This window comes from Runella defluvii (genome assembly GCF_014195535.1).
Lineage (GTDB): Bacteria > Bacteroidota > Bacteroidia > Cytophagales > Spirosomataceae > Runella > Runella defluvii.
In genome coordinates this window covers 160,519-180,107 of sequence record NZ_JACIBY010000004.1, presented here as the reverse complement: position 1 = coordinate 180,107, position 19,589 = coordinate 160,519, and the positions used below count along the sequence as shown (strand labels likewise).

The window sequence follows — 19,589 nt, the reverse complement described above, 5'->3', positions numbered from 1 at the left end:
CACTATGAATAATAGTACATGCAAAACTACGACTTCATCATCGCAGGCGGTGGATTAGCAGGACTTAGTTTGGCCTATTACATGAACCAAACAGTACTGCGCGATAAATCCATCCTCATTATTGACCAAGACACCAAGTCCCAGAATGATCGGACTTGGTGTTTTTGGGAAAAAGACCGCCAAAGTCCGTTTGATTCGATTGTGCATCGCCAATGGAATCAGGTGTATTTTCATGGAACAAACTTTTCGTCGGCGCTTGAGCTAGGGCCTTATTCCTACAAATGGCTGCGAGGGATTGATTTTTACACCTTTGTCAAAACCGATTTAGCCAAAAATCCCAACATTACCTTCGTTCAAGAGCGCATCGAGCGAGTCAAAGACACACCCAACGGTGGCTTTATCATCACCGAACACAACCAATACCTGGGCGGTTACGTCTTTGATAGTACCTACTCGTTGAAGCTAAATTTACCCGATTGCCATAACCTGCTGCAACATTTTAAAGGGTGGGAAATCGAAACCGACGTACCTATTTTTGACCCCAATTGTCCCATTATGATGGATTATCGGGTTGAACAACGCGGTCTCGGTGTACGGTTTATGTATGTGTTGCCCGAAAGTCCAACGCGGGCGATGGTCGAATACACCATTTTTTCGGACAAACTTCTGCCCACAACCGAATACGACGCCGAACTTCATTCTTATATCAAGGAGTTCCTAAAAATTAGTGACTTTCGGATTGAACACGAAGAGTTTGGCGTTATTCCAATGACCGACGAACCTACGCCTTCGCTGGACGGAGAGCATGTTTTTCGCATTGGTACGGGAGGGGGTTACGTCAAAGCCTCGACGGGTTATGCGTTTCAGCGTACGCAGCGTTTTACGCGTGAATTGGTCAAAAATTTGGTCACCATTGGGAAGCCTCTTCCCCCAAAACGCTCCCTCAAAAAACGCTTTAAAGACCTACTCGACAGCACCTTGCTAAACGTTCTTCTCAAAAGTCGTGCTTCGGGAAAAGAGGTATTTACCGCGCTTTACCAGAAAAACCCAACGCCACGCTTATTTGCCTTTCTGGATGAAGACACCACGCTCATGGACGATTTAAAAATCATGTCAACCGTTCCGCTTGGTGCCTTTACGGCGGGGCTGTTTGATGCCCTTCGCAAAAAAATCTAAGATGGGAATCCCAATAAACCTATCATCTGGTCAATTATGTCAAACATCAATTTAATTATAGAAGAACGGGCAGCCAACATCGGCAACTTTATGGTGGGGCGGCTACTTCCCTTTCGCCAAAAAAGGTCGGTGGGTCCCTTTGTGTTTATTGACCACATGGGCCCCGTAAAAATGAGTGAACGGGAAAATATGGATGTGTTACCTCACCCACATATTGGTCTTTCTACCCTTACTTTCTTATTTGAAGGAGCAATCCTCCATCGCGATAGTATTGGGAGTGAGCTAGAGATACAACCTGGTGCAGTTAATTTGATGACCGCAGGTAGTGGGGTGGTGCATTCTGAGAGAACACCCGAACGGCTACGAGATTCCTCAAAAACGCTCCACGGTTTACAGATTTGGGTCGCCTTACCAAAAGAATTGGAAGAAATAGCACCTTCTTTTACCCACACCCCTGCCGAAGATATACCACATTGGGAAGATGGAAGTTTGTCATTTAAGTTAATTGCTGGCGAGGTATTTGGGAAAACTTCCCCTGTGCCAGTGCATAGTCCACTTTATTTTATCGAGATAAAAAGTAAAGAAGCCGCCCAAGTGAGCATTGGCGGTATGCTTTACGGAGAAAGTGCCTTGTATATCCTTGATGGCACCATTTCGAGCGAGGGCAATGTGTATGAACCAAAACAACTATTGATTGCCAAAGATACAAAACTTTGCCAGTTCAATATGGCCGCAAATTCTACGGTCTATATTTTTGGTGGAGAAGCATTTCCTGAGGAAAGATTTATTGATTGGAACTTTGTGTCATCAAGAAAAGAGCGATTGGCCCAAGCAAAGCAAGATTGGAAAAATCAAACTTTCCCTAAGATTTCGGGCGAAACTGACTTTGTTCCTTATCCAACATTTAAAATTTAAAAAACAACTCAATCATGACTATTGAACAATTTAACAGAGAATCTAAAGGTTTTTTTAAAGCCTCGGAAGATGGTAAAGAAGCTGGTAGAATGACTTATTCTTGGGCGGGGAGTGACAAATTTATTATTGACCACACAGAGGTAAATCCCGATTTCAAAGGCAAAAATGTAGGGCTACAACTGGTGATGGCTGCCGTAGATTTTGCACGAGAAAAAAACTTAAAAATAATCCCTCTGTGCCCGTTTGCCAAAAGTGTTTTTGACAAAAAAGAAGAGATAAGGGATGTTCTTTAGCAACTGTCAAAATGAGCATTTTCATTTTGACAGTTGCAGAAAAATAAGACATAAAATCTAAGCGGGATTAGCCGCTGCATCCACCCATAAGTAGCTATTGGCGTGCAGTTTCAAGGCCGAAGCGGGTAGGTTTTCGCCTACTGGTTCGTTGAGGACGCGCTCAATTATCGCTTTTTTCTTCGCTCCGTTGGCGATGACAATGGCAACTTTTGCCTCTAACACATGGCGCAGTCCCACCGTAATTCCTTGCGTTAATGGAGTGTTTGACTCAAAATACTTTTGCCCCACTGAAGCCGTTACCTCCTCTAAATCAGACACGTGCGCATAGGTTTCAAACGACGTTCCAGGTTCGTTTAAGCCCAAATGCCCGTTCATTCCAATTCCCACCATAATCACATCCAAGCCGCCACGGCTTGCGATAAATTCGTTGACACGGTCGCACTCGGCGGCCAAATCATCGGTGAGGCTGTCAAAAAACGAAACGCGCTCGGCAGGTATGCCAAGAGGTTTAATCAACGGCCCGTCGATGTACGAGCGGCAACTTCCAGGGTTGTCGGGCGAGATGCCGACCCATTCGTCCAAGCCCACAAAGGTCGCTTGGTCAAAATCGCCAGGCTGGGCTTTGGCTACAATTTTTTGGAAGGTCAACAATGGTGTTTCACCCGAGGCTACACAAATCGTCGCCGTTGGTTTTTGGCGAACGTAGTTCAAAATAAACTCAGAGGCGTGTTCTGAAAGGGCTTCGTAATCGTCAAATACGTGGTAATTCATGCGTTCTTTTTTCTAATTCAGTGATGAGTTGTTGGATGTGTTGGGACGAAAATAGCTTTATTTTTCCGTTGTTTTGTTCGCTTCGGGGCAAATCAAAAAGCATAACCACTTCTTGTTCGGACGTTGCGGCATGGCGACTGTATTTTTGTTCTTTAAACTGCCTTGCCCGTTCGGAATTGAGCATGACTGCTACTCGAAACGTTTTATTGAGGTAGGTTAAAGTCAGGTCCACACCGTTGAAATAGTCGTCGCGCAAGGAATATTTTACTTCTTGAAACCGCCCCGATTCTTGGCAAAGTACAAAAAAATGAAAGTCTCGAATCAACGACGGAAAGCTGCGCAACAACCTTGCTTTCACCGCATCGGCATTGTAAACACGCCACGTCCCTTTCCGAAAATAATGAATCCGAGTTTCGTCAAGCACCCCAAAATGGGCGATTAAGTACTGCGTCCAAAGTTCTTGCTCGGTAGGAAGTTGCCCTTTGAAAAACAAAAACTTATAAAACGCTAACGCAAAAGGCGGCAACTTTGCCTTTTCTACCTCTGCATCCCTCAAAAGGTTTTCGCCCGAATAAGCCAACGCCGCCACTTGTTGCTCAATCAACCCCGACGTCCACGTAATTTTCCGCTCATAAAGCACACTTTCTTTTTCTAATCGAATTTCGACTGTGGTACCATCGGCAAAAGTTTCGGGCAACGGGTATTGCATGTGACTGAATGTTTAGCTGACGCAAACTGCGAAACTATTACTTCAATCCAAAGAAGACTCGTAAAATTTTTATTCGCCTGATAATCAACCAATAAAGTCCTATACTAATAAGTAAAGACAAAGTACTTACCAAAAGAAAACCAGGCCAAACACCGATGTTATACTTTAGGATATAAAAACCAATCACGACAATGACGGTTTGGTGCAAGATGTAAAACGGATAGACCGCCTCGTTGAGTTGGCTGAGCGCAGTATGCGGGCGGTTGAGGTATTGATAGCCGTAGGCGACAGTCGCGACGACCGAAAACCACGTCAAACAAAAAGCGTTGATGTCCCAAACGACGTCGTACCAAGTTGCATCATCCCAGGCGGGATACACAAACCGCCGTAAGCTGTACAAAGTATATAAAACAATCGTCGAAAATAGCGTAGCACGGCCATAAATACGACGTTGACGTGCCATTTCCTCCCAGAGTACCCGCCGACTTACCAACAAATACCCACCCCAAAACAGCAACAAATTGAAGGTAAAATACGCCCAATCGTCCAACAGCGCGTGAGTTTCCTCGGGAAAATACGGTTTGAGTGCCACTTGACTCACAATCAACACCAATGCATAAGCCAATACCCCTCCTTTATAAGAACCCCATTTTTCGATTGTTTGACCAAAACGTTCACCTTGGGGAGTTTTTAACCAACCAAATAGCGGGATACTAATAAGTGAGTACAGAAACAAATAGGCAACAAACCATAAGTGATGCCAGCTAAAACTTCCTTTGGGATAGGGAGCAAAGTCAAACACGGTTCGGTAAAAATCGGCGTAAGAAGCAAAGTGAGTTCCGTTAAAAATCCGTTCGTAATAAATTTGAGGTGGTACAATGACGAACATCCCAAAAACGAGCGGGACAAACAAGCGCTTTACGCGCTCAGACGCATATCCCCCCAGCGTACGGGTGCGAAGGGCAAAGTAGGTACCCGCGCCCGAAATGAAAAACAACAGAGGCATTCGCCAATAATGCAACCAAATCATCACCCAGCGCATGACTTCGCTTTTTTCGGTGCTTTTGATGTGCCAGTCCCAAGGTACGTAAATCATTCCGACGTGGTAATAGAGCAAAATAATGATACAAATAACCCGCAGCCAATCGAGGTCGTAGCGGCGGAGCGAAGCAGATGAAGGTGTTTTCATGGATGTTTATTTTTGGCACAAAACAACCTCATTCCGCCCATATCCCCCCTATTTGCCGTTAAAATCGAAGTTCGTTCTTATCGGGAAGCACTAAAACCCACAAATCCTGACCAATATTAGCCCCAAAAACTGACTTTGGTCATATCCTTCCGCTCGGTTGTGTTGCATTTTTGACTCACTACAAAATACCCATTCTATGTCGCAATCCATTTCACCTACCGTAGAAGTTCAATGTTACCACTGCGGTGCCGACTGCGAAGACCACGTCATCGTGCATGACGATAAGCCGTTTTGCTGCGAAGGTTGCAAAACCGTTTATGAACTTCTCCAAGAAAATCAACTCTGCAACTACTACGACCTGACCCAAAACCCAGGCGTATCTCCCGATAAAAATTACTACGCAGGCAAATACGCGTACTTAGACCTACCCGAAGTTCACGATAAAATCCTTGAATTTACCGACGGTCGTCAAACGCACGTCAACTGGTTTTTTCCTCAAATGCACTGCAGTTCGTGCGTATATTTGTTGGAAAACCTCCACCGCTTGCACGAAGGCGTGATTTCGTCGTTGGTCAATTTTCCCGAAAAGAAAGCCCGTGTCGTCATCGACGAACAAAAAATTAGCCTTAGCAAACTTGCCGAATTGCTCACCTACATCGGCTACGAACCTTACATTAGTTTGCAAGACATTGAAGCGCAGAAAGCTCCCAAAACCAACCGTACGCGTTTGTACAAAATCGGGATTGCTGGTTTTGCTTTTGGCAACGTCATGATGATGAGTTTCCCCGATTATTTTGGGTTGGGAGATACCCGCCTCGACCATCATTTGCAGACGATGTTTAGCGTTTTCAGTGTGGTATTGGCCTTGCCCGTATTTTTTTACAGCGCTTCCGATTTCTTCGTTTCTGCTTGGAAATCCATCCGCGAACGCTTCCTCAACATTGATGCGCCCATCGCATTGGCCATTTTGGTCACGTTCGTGCGGAGTTTGTACGAAATCGGCACCCAAACGGGCGTCGGTTACCTCGACTCCATGACGGGTATTGTGTTCTTTATGTTATTGGGAAGGTATTTTCAAGACAAAACATACTCCGCTATTTCGTTCGACCGCGATTATAAGTCCTACTTTCCCGTAGCAGTGACGTTATTGAGCAGAGGGAAAGACTCTGTCATACCGACGAAGGAGGTATCTAACACCAATCCCCAATCCCCAGTCACCAATAACCAACTACTAGTAACCGACTTACAGCCTGGCGACCAGATTTTGATTCGTAACAAAGAATTGATTCCTGCCGATGTACGCCTTGTGAGCGAGCGCGCGATGATTGATTACAGTTTTGTTTCGGGAGAATCTACGCCCATTGAAAAAACGCGTAATGAACTCATTTATGCAGGTGGCCGCCAAATCGGGGGAGCCATTGAAGTCGAAGTGACCAAGCGAGTATCGCAAAGTTATCTGACGCAGCTTTGGAACAACGACTCGGCCACGCAACAGCAGCAAAATGCCCAACAGACAATGGTGGGTAAAATCAATTATTACTTTTCGTGGGCGTTGTTGTTCTTGGGATTTGGGGCTTTGGCGTACTGGGCCGTTTTGGGGGACTTACCACGAGGCATCAACGCCATCACGACGATTTTGATTGTGGCCTGCCCCTGTGCGCTGTTACTTTCCGACACATTTACCAACGGTAATATGTTGGGTATGTTTGGATCGAATAAGCTATACCTCAAAAACGCCCAAATCATTGAAAATCTGTCTAAAATCGACACCGTTGTTTTTGATAAAACAGGAACACTTACGTTGCCTGATGCTGCGCATGTTCAGTTTATTGGCAAACCACTTACGCACATTCAACAACGCATCGTCCGTACCCTTTGCGAGCAATCGTCGCACCCGTTGAGTCGCTTGATTGCCAAGTCGTTGCAGCACGTCCCGCACGAAAAAATGGTGAGCGATTTTCAGGAAGTGGAAGGAAAAGGCGTTGAGGGAAAACTAGGCGAGTATGTTACGGTACGGCTAGGCTCCGCGACGTTTATCTCTAATGATAATCAAGAAGTTACACCCTTTCAAGACAGCAACAGCAGCCACGTTTATTTTTCGTTTGATGGCAAAATATTGGGTTATTTCGACATTCAAAGCCAATACCGCGACAACCTCGTTGATACCCTCAAAAGTTTAAAACAGAAGCATTACAACACCTATTTATTGTCGGGCGATAAGCCTACCGACGTCGAACTATTGAGTGAATTATTTGGCTCGCTCAAGCAGCTAAACTTCAATCAAAAGCCCGACGATAAACTTCGATTTATCGAGAAATTACAACAACAAGGCCACAAAGTCTTGATGGTAGGCGATGGCCTGAACGATGCAGGGGCACTTATCAAAAGCGATGTAGGCATTGCCGTCTCCGACAACATCAACAACTTTTCACCCGCTTGCGATGGGATTTTGGAAGGAAACCAACTTTCAAAACTGCCTCAGTTTGTTCGTCTAGCCCAAGCGGGCCGCAACATCGTGATTCAGAGCTTTATCATTTCGGTTGTGTATAACATCATTGGGTTAAGTTTTGCCCTTACGGGAAATCTTTCGCCCGTCGTTGCCGCGATTTTGATGCCAGCCAGTTCTATTTCAATTGTCTTGTTTACCACGATTTCCAGCCGCATTGCTGCTTTGAGGAGGTTATGAGGGGGGGGCTGGCTACGTCTAAAGGGCGGCGGCAAACTCATGGGATTAGTTTAGTAGAACTTGTGCAGGGATTCCAAGTCGTTCGTGAAATAGTTTCGCAAGTTTTAATGTCAATGGTTTTTTTCGATTCAGCAATGCCGACACGTAGCTTTTGCTCCCAATCCAGTCTGCTAAATCCTTGCTTTTTAAACCTCGTTCTTCCATTTTTAATTTTATAGCATCAATTGGATCAGGGATAGGTATCTGAAAATGAACATCTTCATAGGCTTTCACCAACAATAAAGCCACTTCTAAATAGTCTCCTTCTGAAGTATTGAGAGCGGGCTTGCGTTCAAATTGCTCATCAATCCATTCCATCATACATTCATATTCTACGTCGTTCTTAATCGGTTTAAGTTCCATAATGTCAGGATTTTATTTGGGGTGATATTTTACCGTTTTTACATCTATTTTATCATATTCTGTGTGGGTACCGAACCACTTAATCTGAATCACTTTATAATCAAAAACCATCCTGACCACCAGCCGATAATGATTCCCCATGATATTAAAAACAACACGGTCATCTCCTACTAAACTGGCGTTTCCGTAAACTGCCTTCAAATCCTGAAAGCTTTTGAACTCGCATAGGATCATTTCGTTGTACCATTCTTGCAAAGCATGGGCTGCTTTTGGATACAGAAGGCAGTACGATAGTAGCGTTTTACGTGCTATGATATTAAACATACCTGTTCGTCTTAAAAACAAAAATACAAAAAGTTCTCTAAAAGTAAACTTTCATTGTATAAATAATCTATAATCTACCGAATTTTTACCCCCACACGCGGCTCGAAACTAGGTTAATCACGGCATTGACCACCAGCGCTATCAGAAACGCTACCACGACCGAAAACTCGTGGAGCAAAAACGCCTGCAAAAACAAGAACGTCGTAAAGCCAACGAGGCCAATCATAATGCCTCGTAAGACCGTTATTGCCGCCGTACTGCCTTGTAAATAATGATTAAAAATGGCCAAAATAGAGGTCAGGATAGGAAAAGGCGTCAGGACACCACTCCAGCTAGGCCCCAAAATAGCCGCCAGCCCCGTGATGGTCAACACAAAAAGAGTCGCTACCAACATCCGAAACAATAAATCATACTTCGGGGGCTTCGCTCGGGAAGGAGCCGCTTGTCCTACTAAAGGACGAGGAAAATAATACAAGGCAATCGTAATCACGACCAAAGCCAAGCCGTAAATCCCCCAAATTGTCAGCGGAATTGCATCCAACACAAGAGCAGTGAGGGCAAAAGCCACGTACGAAAGTAGCAACGTTGGTAACCACTTCATCCGTTTGGAAAACAACGCATAGCAGTAACAAAAACTCACCAGGGCAATGATTCCCATCAAAATACCTGGAATAGAGCGTATGCCAAAGTCTTTGCCTTGCTCCAAAATAAAAAACACCAAGATAGGCCCCGCTACCCAAGGCATACTCCCAACCACACCCCCTACCCGATTCCCCCACTTGCGGCTAATCAGCGTAATCAGTCCAATGACCAACGGAATAATGGTCAGTTTAAAAAATAAGATATTCATTAATCCACGAAGATAGTTCGGCAAAGGTACACAGATCTACCAAAACTGACCAAAGTCAGTTTTGAGGACTGACTTCCCTCATCTTAATCCCGCCCCTCCAAACCTACTTTTGGGAGGTCGTCAGTCCTAACAAGCTGGTCTGATTTCAACATTCTCAAACATACACACGTCTATGAGTGCTCTCATCATCCTGCTCTGCATCAGTCTGTTTGTCGCAGGCGGCTTTTTAATCGCCTTTGTATGGTCGGTACGCCAAGGACAATACGACGACGATTACACTCCTTCGATTCGGATTTTATTCGACGACAACGAAAAATAGTTCATCTTTTTTAATCATAAACTCCTCAAATTCAACATGGAACCAATTTCCAAAACAACCTCAACCGTTGACATGGAAGAGTTTCAGTATGATAACACCATCGTACGGAATTTCGCCATTGCTTCTATCGTGTTTGGGATCGTCGGAATGCTGGTGGGCGTACTTATCGCGTTTCAGTTAGCATTTCCTGCCCTCAACCTCGATATTCCCTACACTACGTTTGGTAGGTTACGTCCCCTTCACACCAACGCCGTCATTTTTGCTTTTGTCGGTAACGGTTTCTTTATGGGGCTTTATTATTCGGCACCACGGGTACTCCGCACGCCAATGTACAGTAAGTTGTTGTCCAACATCAACTTCTGGGGCTGGCAACTCATCATCGTCGCCGCAGCGATTACGCTTCCATTAGGACTTACCACAGGGAAAGAATACGCCGAATTAGAATGGCCGATCGACATTGCGATTGCGGTCGTTTGGGTAGCGGCTCTTCTCAACCTCGTCATGACCATGGTCAACCGCCGTGTACAGCACATTTATGCTGCGGTTTGGTTTTACTTGGCTTCGTTTGTCACAGTGGCGATGTTGCACGTGGTCAACAGCGTTGAACTTCCGATTTCTCTTACTAAAAGTTATTCTTGGTACGCTGGGGTGCAAGATGCCTTGGTACAATGGTGGTACGGTCACAATGCGGTGGCATTCTTCCTAACAACTCCTTATTTGGGTTTGATGTACTACTTTTTGCCAAAGGCGGCTAACCGCCCTATCTATTCGTACCGATTGTCAATTGTTCACTTTTGGTCGTTGATTTTCTTATACATCTGGGCAGGCCCTCACCACTTACTTTATACGTCTTTACCTGACTGGGCACAATCGTTGGGTACGGTGTTCTCCGTAATGTTGATTGCTCCTTCGTGGGGTGGTATGATTAATGGTCTGTTTACCCTTCGTGGTGCTTGGGATAAAGTTCGTGAGGATGTGGTTTTGAAATTCATGGTAGTAGGGGTAACCGCCTACGGGATGGCAACTTTTGAAGGCCCTATGCTTTCGTTGAAAAACGTAAACGCCATTGCCCACTATACCGACTGGATTGTAGCACACGTTCACGTAGGAGCGCTTGGCTGGAACGGTTTTATGACCTTTGCCATCATGTACTGGTTGTTCCCACGTTTGTACGGACGTCCGTTGTTCTCTCAAAAATTGGCCAATTTTCACTTCTGGATTGGCACATTAGGTATCATTTTCTACGCCGTACCGATGTACTGGGCAGGTTGGACTCAATCGTCGATGTGGAAAGAATTTACCGAAGAAGGTTTCTTGAAATACCCGAACTTCCTCGAAACCGTTACGCAGCTTGTGCCTTTCTATATTTTACGTGGAATTGGTGGTACATTGTTCTTGGTCGGTTTCTTGGTAGGTACGTACAACTTAGCCATGACTGCCCTTAGTGGAAAACTTATCGCCAACGAGACAGCACGCGCGGCTTCGCTCAAATCTATCTGGAATCCTCCCGCCAACGAATTCTGGCACAGCCGTATTTTTGAACGTAAACCTGTGTTCTTTACCGTTATTTCATTGGTAGCTGTTATCATCGGGGGGGTCATTGAACTTGTGCCTACTTTCATGGTAGAATCCAACGTACCAACCATCGAAAGCGTGAAACCATACACTGCCCTCGAACTTCAAGGTCGCGATATTTACGTCCGTGAAGGTTGCTATACGTGTCACTCTCAGATGGTTCGTCCGTTCCGTTCTGAAACCGAACGTTATGGTGAATACTCAAAAGCAGGTGAGTTTGTCTATGACCACCCATTCCAGTGGGGTTCAAAACGTACAGGACCCGATTTGCACCGAGTGGGGGCAAAATACCCAGACTCATGGCACTACAACCACATGGAAGACCCAACGAGCATGTCGCCCGGCTCTATCATGCCTAAGTACCCTTGGTTGCTTGAGGATGCGCTTGATTTGAGCACCACTCCCGCCAAAATCAGTGCCATGCGTACCCTCGGTGTGCCTTACGAAGACGGGTTTGAAGGCCAAGCCATTGCCGACGCTCAAAAACAAGCCGATGGCATCGTGGCAAGTCTCAAAAAAGACGGTATCAAAGCCAAAGCTGACAAAGAAATCATTGCGCTCATTGCCTACTTGCAACGCTTAGGTACTGACATCAAAAAACAATAAAAATCATGAAATTCAGAAACTATCTCCAGGCGATTGACGGAGTGGCGATTTATCCGCTCATCGGACTACTGATTTTTGCGGCCGTTTTTGTAGGATTGGTATGGTACCTTGTAAAACTTGACAAGAAAACCGTCCAAAAAATAAGCCAATTGCCCCTTGAAGACGGCACAGTTCGCCGTGGGCTTGCAACTCTTGCGTTACTTTTAGTTTCGTCAATGGTGTTTGCCCAAGCCGCCGAAGCCCCCAAAGCAGGCAACAAAGAACTGGTCAACTACCTCATCATCATGTTGCTGGTTGTGGTCATTTTGGCCGTGCTCGTTCTCTTAGTGCAAGTGATGATGCTTCTCCGTAAAATCTCTGCTCCTCAGGGAGATGCAGAAGTAAAAGAAGATTTACGCGGTGAATCTGCGCCGATTTTCAGTGATCGCTGGTGGCAACGTTGGACGGGTTTTGGCGTAAAACTCGCCGACGAACAACGCATCCTTATCAAAGGCCACGACTACGACGGCATCCACGAACTCGACAACCGTATGCCACCTTGGTTGGCGTTCTTGTTCCAAGGTACGATTGTATTTGCCGTGATTTACCTCATTATCTATCACATGGCAGGCTGGGGAGATTTACCGATGGCCGAACTCGAAAAAGAAAGCCAAGTGGTAGAAGCGAAGAAAACCGCGTTCCTTGAAAAAGCAGCGGCCAAAATCAACGAAAATACTGTTACGTTGGCCACTGACGTGAAGGCAATTGAGGAAGGTAAAGCCATTTTTACGGCCAACTGCGCCGCTTGTCACGCTGCCGATGGTGGAGGAACTGTAGGCCCCAACCTTACCGACGAATACTGGCTCCACGGAGGCGGTATCAAGAATGTCTTCAAAACCATCAAATACGGTGTACCCGAAAAAGGAATGATTTCGTGGGAAAAACAATTGAACCCACTCAAAATGCAACAAGTTGCTAGTTACATCATCTCCATCAAAGGCACAAAGCCCGCGAATCCGAAAGCTCCTCAAGGAGAAATTTATACCGAAACTACCGCAGCGGCGGATAGTACTGTAGCTGTTAAGTAAATGTCGAGTGTAGAATGCAGAATATCGAATTAATTTTCACTTGATACTCTGCATTCTACACTCGACACTCCTAATTACATTCTCATCATGCAACCCCTCGATACACACCCCGACTTCGACGAATCGTTCCGCGATAGTTTTGCGGCGGTCGATGACACCACTGGGAAAAGAAATTGGTTTTACCCTCAAAAACCAACTGGAAAATGGCACAACCGCCGCGTTTGGTTCACCATCTTCCAGCTCACTGTGATGTTTGCCTTGCCGTTTATCAAAGTAAATGGCCAACCCCTCTTCTTGTTCAACATACTAGAGCGTAAGTTTATCGTTTTCGGAATTTTCATTGGCCCCCAAGACTATTGGCTTTTTGGGCTAATGATGATTTCTTTCTTTGTCTTTATTGTTCTTTTTACCACCGTTTTTGGGCGGGTTTGGTGCGGATGGGCTTGTCCGCAAACGGTTTTTATGGAAATGGTTTTCCGTAAAATCGAATACATCATCGAGGGAGATTGGAAAGCCCAGCGTGCCCTCGCTAAAGCGCCTTGGAACAGCGAAAAAATCACCAAAAGAGCCCTCAAAGCGGTTATTTTCATGGCATTGTCATTTGCCATTGCCAATCTGCTATTAAGCTACTTTGTAGGGATTGACCGCCTCGAACGCATCATCTTGGAGCCAATCGCGGACCACTTGACTCTGTTTTTGGGCATCTGCGCTTTTACCTTGGTTTTCTTCTGGAATTTTGCCTGGCTACGCGACCAAGCTTGTACCGTTGTCTGTCCTTACGGACGCTTGCAAGGGGTGTTGCTTGACAAAAACTCGGTCGTGATTGCTTATGATTATAAACGTGGCGAGCCACGTGAAAAACTCCGTAAAGGTGCCGAACGTACCGCTGGCGATTGCATCAACTGTTTTCAGTGTGTCAACGTATGCCCAACAGGTATCGACATCCGCAACGGCACCCAAATGGAGTGCGTCAATTGCACGGCCTGTATCGATGCTTGCGACAACATTATGGAAAAAGTGAATCTCCCCAAAGGCTTGATTCGCTTCGATTCTGAAAACAATATTTCTTCGGGCAAAAGCAAACTCATCACTACCCGTACCATTGCCTACGCGGTTGTATTGACGGCGCTTTGGATTGGATTGGGATACGCTATTTTTACCCGAAACGACACCGAAACAACGCTTTTACGCGCTCCAGGTTCTCGATTCATCGAAAACCCCGACGGTACCATTAGCAATCTTTATACGTTCAAATTGTTCAATAAAACCAATCACCCCATCCAGCCTGAGATGAAGTTATTGTTCCCCAAAGGCACCTTAAAATTTGCGGGAATCCCTAATCTCAACCTCGAAGCCGCTGGAATGGTCGAAGGTTCGGTATTTATTACGATTCCAAAATCGGAAATCTCCAAACGCCGCACCGATGTTTCCTTGGGAATTTACGCCAACGGCAAACAATTGGAAGAATTTAAAACAACCTTCATTGCACCAGAAGAATAAACATTACAATTATGAAACTATCTTGGGGAACAGGCATCTGGGCTTTTTATGGCTTATTTGTCTTAATGATACTAGCGATGGTCGGGATGAGCATCGTCCAAAAAATTGACCTCGTCACCGACAATTATTACGAGGAAGAAGTACAATTTCAAGGCAAGATTGATAAAATCAACCGCGCCAAACAACTAACCACTCCCCTTTCGTGGGAAGTAACGGACACGGGCATTCGTATCCATTACCCCACTGAATTAAAGGGCATTAGAGGGAAAATTAACCTCTATTGCCCCGCCGACAATCGAAAAGACAGGTCGGTGCCTATTCAAGTTGGAACCGATGGAACGCAGTTTATTCCGAGTCAAAAGATTCATACGGGTCGCTACCAGCTTCAAATCGACTGGCAAGCCAACGGCATCGGATACTGGAACGAAGGAACGCTTAATATTTGAATGTCGAATGCAAAGTGCAGAATGTCGAATTAAATATCCACCAATTCGACATTCTGCATCGCACGGGCGACTCCGTCTAAACTCGACACTCTTCACTCGACACTCGACATTCAAAACCATGTTTTACTTAGCTTTTTCCCTCGGACTAATGAGCAGCCTACACTGCGTGGGGATGTGTGGGCCGATTGCGTTGGCACTCCCCGTACATCAACGCTCAAAATGGGAAAAATTGGGCGGAATAGTACTGTATAACCTTGGTCGAGCTACTACTTACGCCCTCCTCGGTTTTTTGCTCGGTTTTGTTGGTAATGCGCTCAATCTGGCAGGACTCCAACGTAGTTTGTCGATTGGTACGGGAGTAATTATGCTGGCCGCTGTGGCGTACTCTTCCCATTGGCTCGACCAGCTCGGGACGCCTTCTTTTCTTCAAAAAGGGGTACAATGGATAAAAAAACAACTAGGGACACTCCTGCACCAACGCAGTTTTAGCTCCCTTTTTATGCTCGGTACGCTCAATGGACTTCTGCCCTGCGGGCTGGTTTATATGGCACTCATTAGCTCCGTAGCCACGGGAGGCCCTACCGACGGGGCACTTTTTATGGCAACCTTTGGGCTGGGCACCCTTCCCGCTATGAGTGCCGTGGCATTTGTAAAAAACCTTTTTTCTACCTCTCTCCGCAGCCGTGCTCGCCAATGGATGCCCGCTTTTGTGGCTGTTGTTGCCATCGTGCTCATTCTCCGTGGCTTAGAAGTAACAGGCTGGCCCATTTTGGGCTTAGAAAATCGGGAGATTCCTATTTGTCACGGGGGGAGGTAGGGTTGTTTTCATATCTTTTACTACAAACGTTATGCCTCTCCGAGGCTAATCTTCAATCGTTTCGGTGAAACGATTGAAGGCTTTTTCTTATATTTTAATAAAAACAATCATTGACATTTTTCCAATCAGCCTGACCAATGTCATATTTTACTTTTCCAATAGGGTGCATTTTTGGTAAAACACCTATTTACCATGAACACGCAACTACTTCAGAAATACAACGTGCCTGGGCCTCGCTACACCAGTTACCCGACAGTGCCTTATTGGGATAAAACCCCACTTACCGAAACTCGTTGGAAAGACTTGGTAAAAGATATATTTGAAATCAGCAATACGTCCGAGGGCATTAGCCTCTATATTCATTTGCCGTACTGCGAAAGTTTATGCACCTACTGTGGCTGCAATACCCGCATTACGGTCAATCACAAAGTAGAACAACCGTACATTGCGGCGGTCTTGAAAGAATGGCAACTTTACCTCGATTTTCTACCTAATCGCCCCCAAATCCGTGAGTTACACTTAGGAGGAGGAACGCCCACGTTTTTTAGCCCTGAAAATCTCCGAACGTTGATTACGGGTTTGTTTGAAAAAGCCGACATCCATCCTGAGCACGAATTTGGGTTTGAAGCACACCCAGCTAGTACGACCGATGCGCACCTCCAAACGTTGTTTGAACTAGGTTTTCGTCGAATTAGCATTGGGGTGCAAGATTTCAATCCCGTTATTCTTGACCTCATCAATCGCCCTCAAACGTACCAACAAGTAAAACACGTAACAGAAAAGGCGCGCGAAATTGGATACACGTCGGTTAACTATGATTTGGTGTACGGATTGCCCCAACAACAGGTGGAGGGAATGACCCAAACCATCGGAGACGTGATTCAGCTTCGCCCCGACCGCATTGCGCTTTACAGCTATGCCCACGTGCCTTGGGTAAAACCAGGTCAACGTAAATTTACCGAGGCCGATTTGCCAGATGCCGCCAAAAAATTAGCGATTTATGAAGCCTGTCGTAATGCCTTAGAGTCAGTGGGGTATCACGACATCGGGATGGATCACTTTTCACTCAAAACCGATACGCTTTATCAGGCCCTTGAAGACAAAAAACTCCACCGCAATTTCATGGGCTATACCACCACCCAGACGCGTTTGCTGGTTGGCTTGGGCGTATCGGCCATCGGCGATTGTTGGTGGGGATACGGTCAAAACGAAAAAACGGTCGAGAAATACTACGAACGCCTCAACGCAAACGAGTTACCGATTTTCAGAGGCCACGTTCTGACGCGGGAGGATTTGATTCTACGACGCCATATTTTGCAGTTGATGTGTCATTTTGAAACCACTTGGTTCGATGCCAAAGACCAATGCCAAGCATTGTACGAAGCGCTCGCTCGGCTAGAAGAGCCCGAAAAAGATGGCCTTGTCAGCATCGAGCCCTATCACCTCAAAGTGACGCCCGAAGGCCGCTCTTTTATTCGTAATATTAGTATGGCGTTTGATGCGCGTTTGTGGGGCGATATACCACAAACAGCCATTTTTAGCCAAACATTTTAAAATTCTTTTGGAAAAATCACCGTAACCTCCGTATTTGGTATGTTAGAAATATTCATTCAGCAAACCCAAGCGATGAGAAGACACGTCGAAATGTTAGATGCACTCTTTAAAAGTGCAACGGAGGGAATTATTGTCGTGGATTCGTGGGGAGCTATACAGTTGGTCAACCCCAAAGCCGAAGAGTTATTTGGCTACGACGAAGACGAGTTGATTGGTAAGAAAATAGAAATCCTTATTCCTCAACGATATGCCCGCAATCACGTAGATCACCGCATGAATTACTCCCAGCATCCCAAGGCAAGGAACATGGGGAGAAACTTAGATCTCAATGCCAAGCGTAAAGATAATTCGGAGTTTCCTGTCGAAATCAGTTTAAGTCCGTTTGCCACCAGCGATGGCGAATACATTGTAAGTTTTATTATCGACATTTCGCTGCGCAAAAAACAAGAGGAGGCACTGCTCGAAGCACACCGCCAAATCCAAAGCCTCAACGCCGACTTGGAAGAACGCGTGCAGCAACGCACCCGTGAGCTGGCCCATGCGCTAGAGGAGATTGAGCAGTCGAAACAGGAAGTGATGCGGGCGCTGGAGAAAGAGCGTCAATTGAATGACATGAAGACGAAATTTGTGACGATTGCCTCGCACGAATTCCGTACGCCGTTGGCGACCATCCTGTCATCTGCGTCGTTGATTGGACGTTATACGCACGCCGAAGAAGACGAAAAACGTCAAAAACACGTTCAACGAATCAAATCGACCGTTACGAATCTCACCGAAATTCTGAACGACTTTTTGTCGCTCGGCAAACTCGAAGAAGGACAAATCCGCAACGTGCCGATTGTGTTTCCTGTTACTGATTTTTGCAAAGAATTGGTGGACGAACTCAAATCGGTTTGTAAAGAAAACCAACAGATTATATACACCCACGAAGGTGATTCTGAGGTGTGTATCGACCGTCATTTACTCAAAAATGTACTCATCAATTTGCTTTCAAACGCCTCCAAATATTCGGATGCGGGCAAGCAGATTTTCTTACGTTCATCTAAAAAAGAAAAAACCGTTCGCTTTGAAGTACAAGACCAAGGCATTGGGATTCCCGAACAAGACCAAGCGTATGTGTTTGACCGCTTTTTCCGCGCGCACAACTCTGGGACGATACAAGGAACTGGCCTTGGACTAAACATTGTAAAAAAATACATTCAGTTGATGCAAGGCGAAATTCAACTTACGAGTCAACTGAATCAAGGCACGACGGTCTCTCTCGACCTTCCGAATTGTTAGCCACATGAAGACCATTCTACTGATAGAAGACAATCCCGATATGCGGGAAAACACGACCGAAATTTTGGAGTTAGCACACTACAATGTACTGACGGCTGAAAACGGTAAGAAAGGCATCAAAATCGCTCAAGAACAGCAGCCAGACCTGATTATTTGTGACATCATGATGCCCGAACTCGACGGCTACGGGGTGTTGCATTTGCTCAGTAAAGAAGCTGAAACGGCGAGTATTCCTTTTATTTTCTTAACGGCTAAAGCTGAAAAAGCTGATTACCGCAAAGGAATGACCCTTGGGGCAGACGATTATTTGACCAAACCTTACGACGACGTAGAATTGTTGAGTGCGGTCGAAACGCGCTTACGCAAAAACGATTTGCTCAAAACAGAGTATTCACGAACGGAGGAAGGGCTAACGCAATTTTTGAACGAAGTAAAATCGTTTGAATCGCTCAAAAAACTGTCAGAAAACAAAAAAACGAAGCTCTATAAAAAGCGCGAAACGGTGTATTCGGAAGGAAGTTATCCCAATGCCGTTTATTTCTTAAAAAGTGGAAAAATCAAAAACTCAAAGACCAATGAGTTTGGGAAAGAATACATTGTAGAGCTTCACAAGCCTGGCGATTTTTTTGGCTATTTAGATTTATTGGAAAACACCCCCTACCAAGAATCGGCCGTGTCGCTGCAAGACAGCGAGGTGGTTATCATTCCCAAAGATGAGTTTAATAGCCTTCTCTACAACAACCGCGACGTAGCCACGAAGTTCATCAAAATGCTTTCCAATGAAGTGCGCGAACGAGAAGAACGATTGCTGAAACTTGCCTACAACTCCGTACGAAAACGCGTAGCCGAAGCGCTGATAATGCTGGCCAATCGCTACCAAGAAGATAAAACAAAGCCTTTTGCCATTGCCATCACCCGCGAAGATTTAGCGAGTATCGTGGGTACCGCCACCGAAACGGTCATCCGTACGCTCTCCGATTTTAAGGACGAACATCTCCTCGAAATGAAGGGAAGTCTGATTACGGTACTCGATTATGAGAAACTATCTCGAATGAAGAATTAATAATGCCGTGCTGAGGGTTGTAGTGCCGTGCTGAGGGTTTCTCAAA

General features: G+C 45.6%; 19 protein-coding genes. 13 read left to right on the top strand and 6 right to left on the bottom strand.

All coding sequences use genetic code 11. The features are described 5' to 3' along the window. The first annotated feature begins 18 nt into the window (after positions 1-18). From FHS57_RS11015 to FHS57_RS11005, 3 genes are read left to right on the top strand one after another with little or no spacing between them, the layout of a single operon-like run. Positions 19-1,176: a lycopene cyclase family protein gene (locus FHS57_RS11015; protein WP_183973496.1), complete on the top strand. Its 1,158-nt coding sequence runs from the start codon at positions 19-21 to the stop codon at positions 1,174-1,176. A gap of 36 nt (positions 1,177-1,212) precedes the next feature. Then, positions 1,213-2,091, top strand: a complete 879-nt coding sequence (locus tag FHS57_RS11010; protein ID WP_183973494.1) for a pirin family protein — start codon at positions 1,213-1,215, stop codon at positions 2,089-2,091. Positions 2,092-2,105: 14 nt separating this feature from the next. Further along, a complete protein-coding gene (locus FHS57_RS11005) occupies positions 2,106-2,384 on the top strand; it encodes a GNAT family N-acetyltransferase (protein ID WP_183973492.1) in 279 nt (92 codons plus the stop codon). Positions 2,385-2,441: 57 nt separating this feature from the next. Here FHS57_RS11005 and FHS57_RS11000 read toward each other — a convergent pair whose 3' ends face one another. From FHS57_RS11000 to FHS57_RS10990, 3 genes are read right to left on the bottom strand one after another with little or no spacing between them, the layout of a single operon-like run. Continuing rightward, positions 2,442-3,155: a glucosamine-6-phosphate deaminase gene (locus FHS57_RS11000; protein ID WP_183973490.1), complete on the bottom strand. Its 714-nt coding sequence runs from the start codon at positions 3,153-3,155 to the stop codon at positions 2,442-2,444. Beyond that, entirely contained in the window at positions 3,136-3,864 is a 729-nt protein-coding gene (locus tag FHS57_RS10995) for a hypothetical protein (RefSeq protein ID WP_183973488.1), read from the bottom strand. The genes FHS57_RS11000 and FHS57_RS10995 overlap by 20 nt, the downstream gene beginning before the upstream one ends. A gap of 37 nt (positions 3,865-3,901) precedes the next feature. Further along, positions 3,902-5,053 carry an acyltransferase family protein gene (locus FHS57_RS10990; protein WP_183973486.1) on the bottom strand — a complete coding sequence of 384 codons (1,152 nt, stop codon included), beginning with the start codon at positions 5,051-5,053 and terminating at the stop codon, positions 3,902-3,904. 196 nt (positions 5,054-5,249) lie between these two features. Here FHS57_RS10990 and FHS57_RS10985 point away from each other — a divergent pair, with 196 nt between their 5' ends. Beyond that, a complete protein-coding gene (locus tag FHS57_RS10985; RefSeq protein ID WP_183973484.1) occupies positions 5,250-7,739 on the top strand; it encodes a heavy metal translocating P-type ATPase in 2,490 nt (829 codons plus the stop codon). Between the two features lie 45 nt (positions 7,740-7,784). Here the strand turns inward: FHS57_RS10985 and FHS57_RS10980 are convergent, their stop codons facing one another. The 3 genes from FHS57_RS10980 to FHS57_RS10970 form a co-directional block, all read right to left on the bottom strand. Beyond that, entirely contained in the window at positions 7,785-8,141 is a 357-nt protein-coding gene (locus FHS57_RS10980) for a helix-turn-helix domain-containing protein (RefSeq protein WP_183973482.1), read from the bottom strand. A 12-nt stretch (positions 8,142-8,153) separates the two neighbouring features. Continuing rightward, positions 8,154-8,465, bottom strand: coding sequence for a type II toxin-antitoxin system HigB family toxin (locus FHS57_RS10975; protein ID WP_183973480.1), 312 nt, complete (start codon positions 8,463-8,465; stop codon positions 8,154-8,156). A gap of 85 nt (positions 8,466-8,550) precedes the next feature. Further along, positions 8,551-9,315: a hypothetical protein gene (locus tag FHS57_RS10970; protein WP_183973478.1), complete on the bottom strand. Its 765-nt coding sequence runs from the start codon at positions 9,313-9,315 to the stop codon at positions 8,551-8,553. Between the two features lie 172 nt (positions 9,316-9,487). On the opposite strand from FHS57_RS10970, the gene ccoS reads away from it, so the two are divergent. The 9 genes from ccoS to FHS57_RS10925 all read left to right on the top strand — a co-directional run bounded on the left by ccoS (position 9,488) and on the right by FHS57_RS10925 (position 19,543). Continuing rightward, on the top strand, positions 9,488-9,634 hold the full coding sequence (gene ccoS, locus FHS57_RS10965; RefSeq protein WP_084332276.1) for a cbb3-type cytochrome oxidase assembly protein CcoS: 147 nt from the start codon (positions 9,488-9,490) through the stop codon (positions 9,632-9,634). Positions 9,635-9,670: 36 nt separating this feature from the next. Beyond that, positions 9,671-11,815, top strand: coding sequence for a cytochrome-c oxidase, cbb3-type subunit I (gene ccoN / locus FHS57_RS10960; protein WP_183973476.1), 2,145 nt, complete (start codon positions 9,671-9,673; stop codon positions 11,813-11,815). Between the two features lie 5 nt (positions 11,816-11,820). After that, positions 11,821-12,882, top strand: a complete 1,062-nt coding sequence (locus FHS57_RS10955; RefSeq protein WP_183973474.1) for a cbb3-type cytochrome c oxidase N-terminal domain-containing protein — start codon at positions 11,821-11,823, stop codon at positions 12,880-12,882. A gap of 87 nt (positions 12,883-12,969) precedes the next feature. Further along, on the top strand, positions 12,970-14,382 hold the full coding sequence (ccoG, locus tag FHS57_RS10950; RefSeq protein WP_183973472.1) for a cytochrome c oxidase accessory protein CcoG: 1,413 nt from the start codon (positions 12,970-12,972) through the stop codon (positions 14,380-14,382). Between the two features lie 11 nt (positions 14,383-14,393). Continuing rightward, on the top strand, positions 14,394-14,828 hold the full coding sequence (locus FHS57_RS10945) for a FixH family protein (protein ID WP_183973470.1): 435 nt from the start codon (positions 14,394-14,396) through the stop codon (positions 14,826-14,828). Positions 14,829-14,946: 118 nt separating this feature from the next. Continuing rightward, the gene (locus tag FHS57_RS10940; RefSeq protein WP_183973468.1) at positions 14,947-15,645 is read left to right on the top strand and encodes a sulfite exporter TauE/SafE family protein; all 699 of its coding nucleotides are present in this window, start codon (positions 14,947-14,949) and stop codon (positions 15,643-15,645) included. A 192-nt stretch (positions 15,646-15,837) separates the two neighbouring features. Beyond that, complete coding sequence (hemN, locus tag FHS57_RS10935) at positions 15,838-17,199, top strand: oxygen-independent coproporphyrinogen III oxidase (RefSeq protein WP_183973466.1); 1,362 nt, start codon at positions 15,838-15,840, stop codon at positions 17,197-17,199. 39 nt (positions 17,200-17,238) lie between these two features. Beyond that, on the top strand, positions 17,239-18,480 hold the full coding sequence (locus FHS57_RS10930) for a PAS domain-containing sensor histidine kinase (protein ID WP_183973464.1): 1,242 nt from the start codon (positions 17,239-17,241) through the stop codon (positions 18,478-18,480). A 4-nt stretch (positions 18,481-18,484) separates the two neighbouring features. Further along, positions 18,485-19,543 carry a response regulator gene (locus FHS57_RS10925; protein WP_028525340.1) on the top strand — a complete coding sequence of 353 codons (1,059 nt, stop codon included), beginning with the start codon at positions 18,485-18,487 and terminating at the stop codon, positions 19,541-19,543. Positions 19,544-19,589 lie beyond the last annotated feature (46 nt).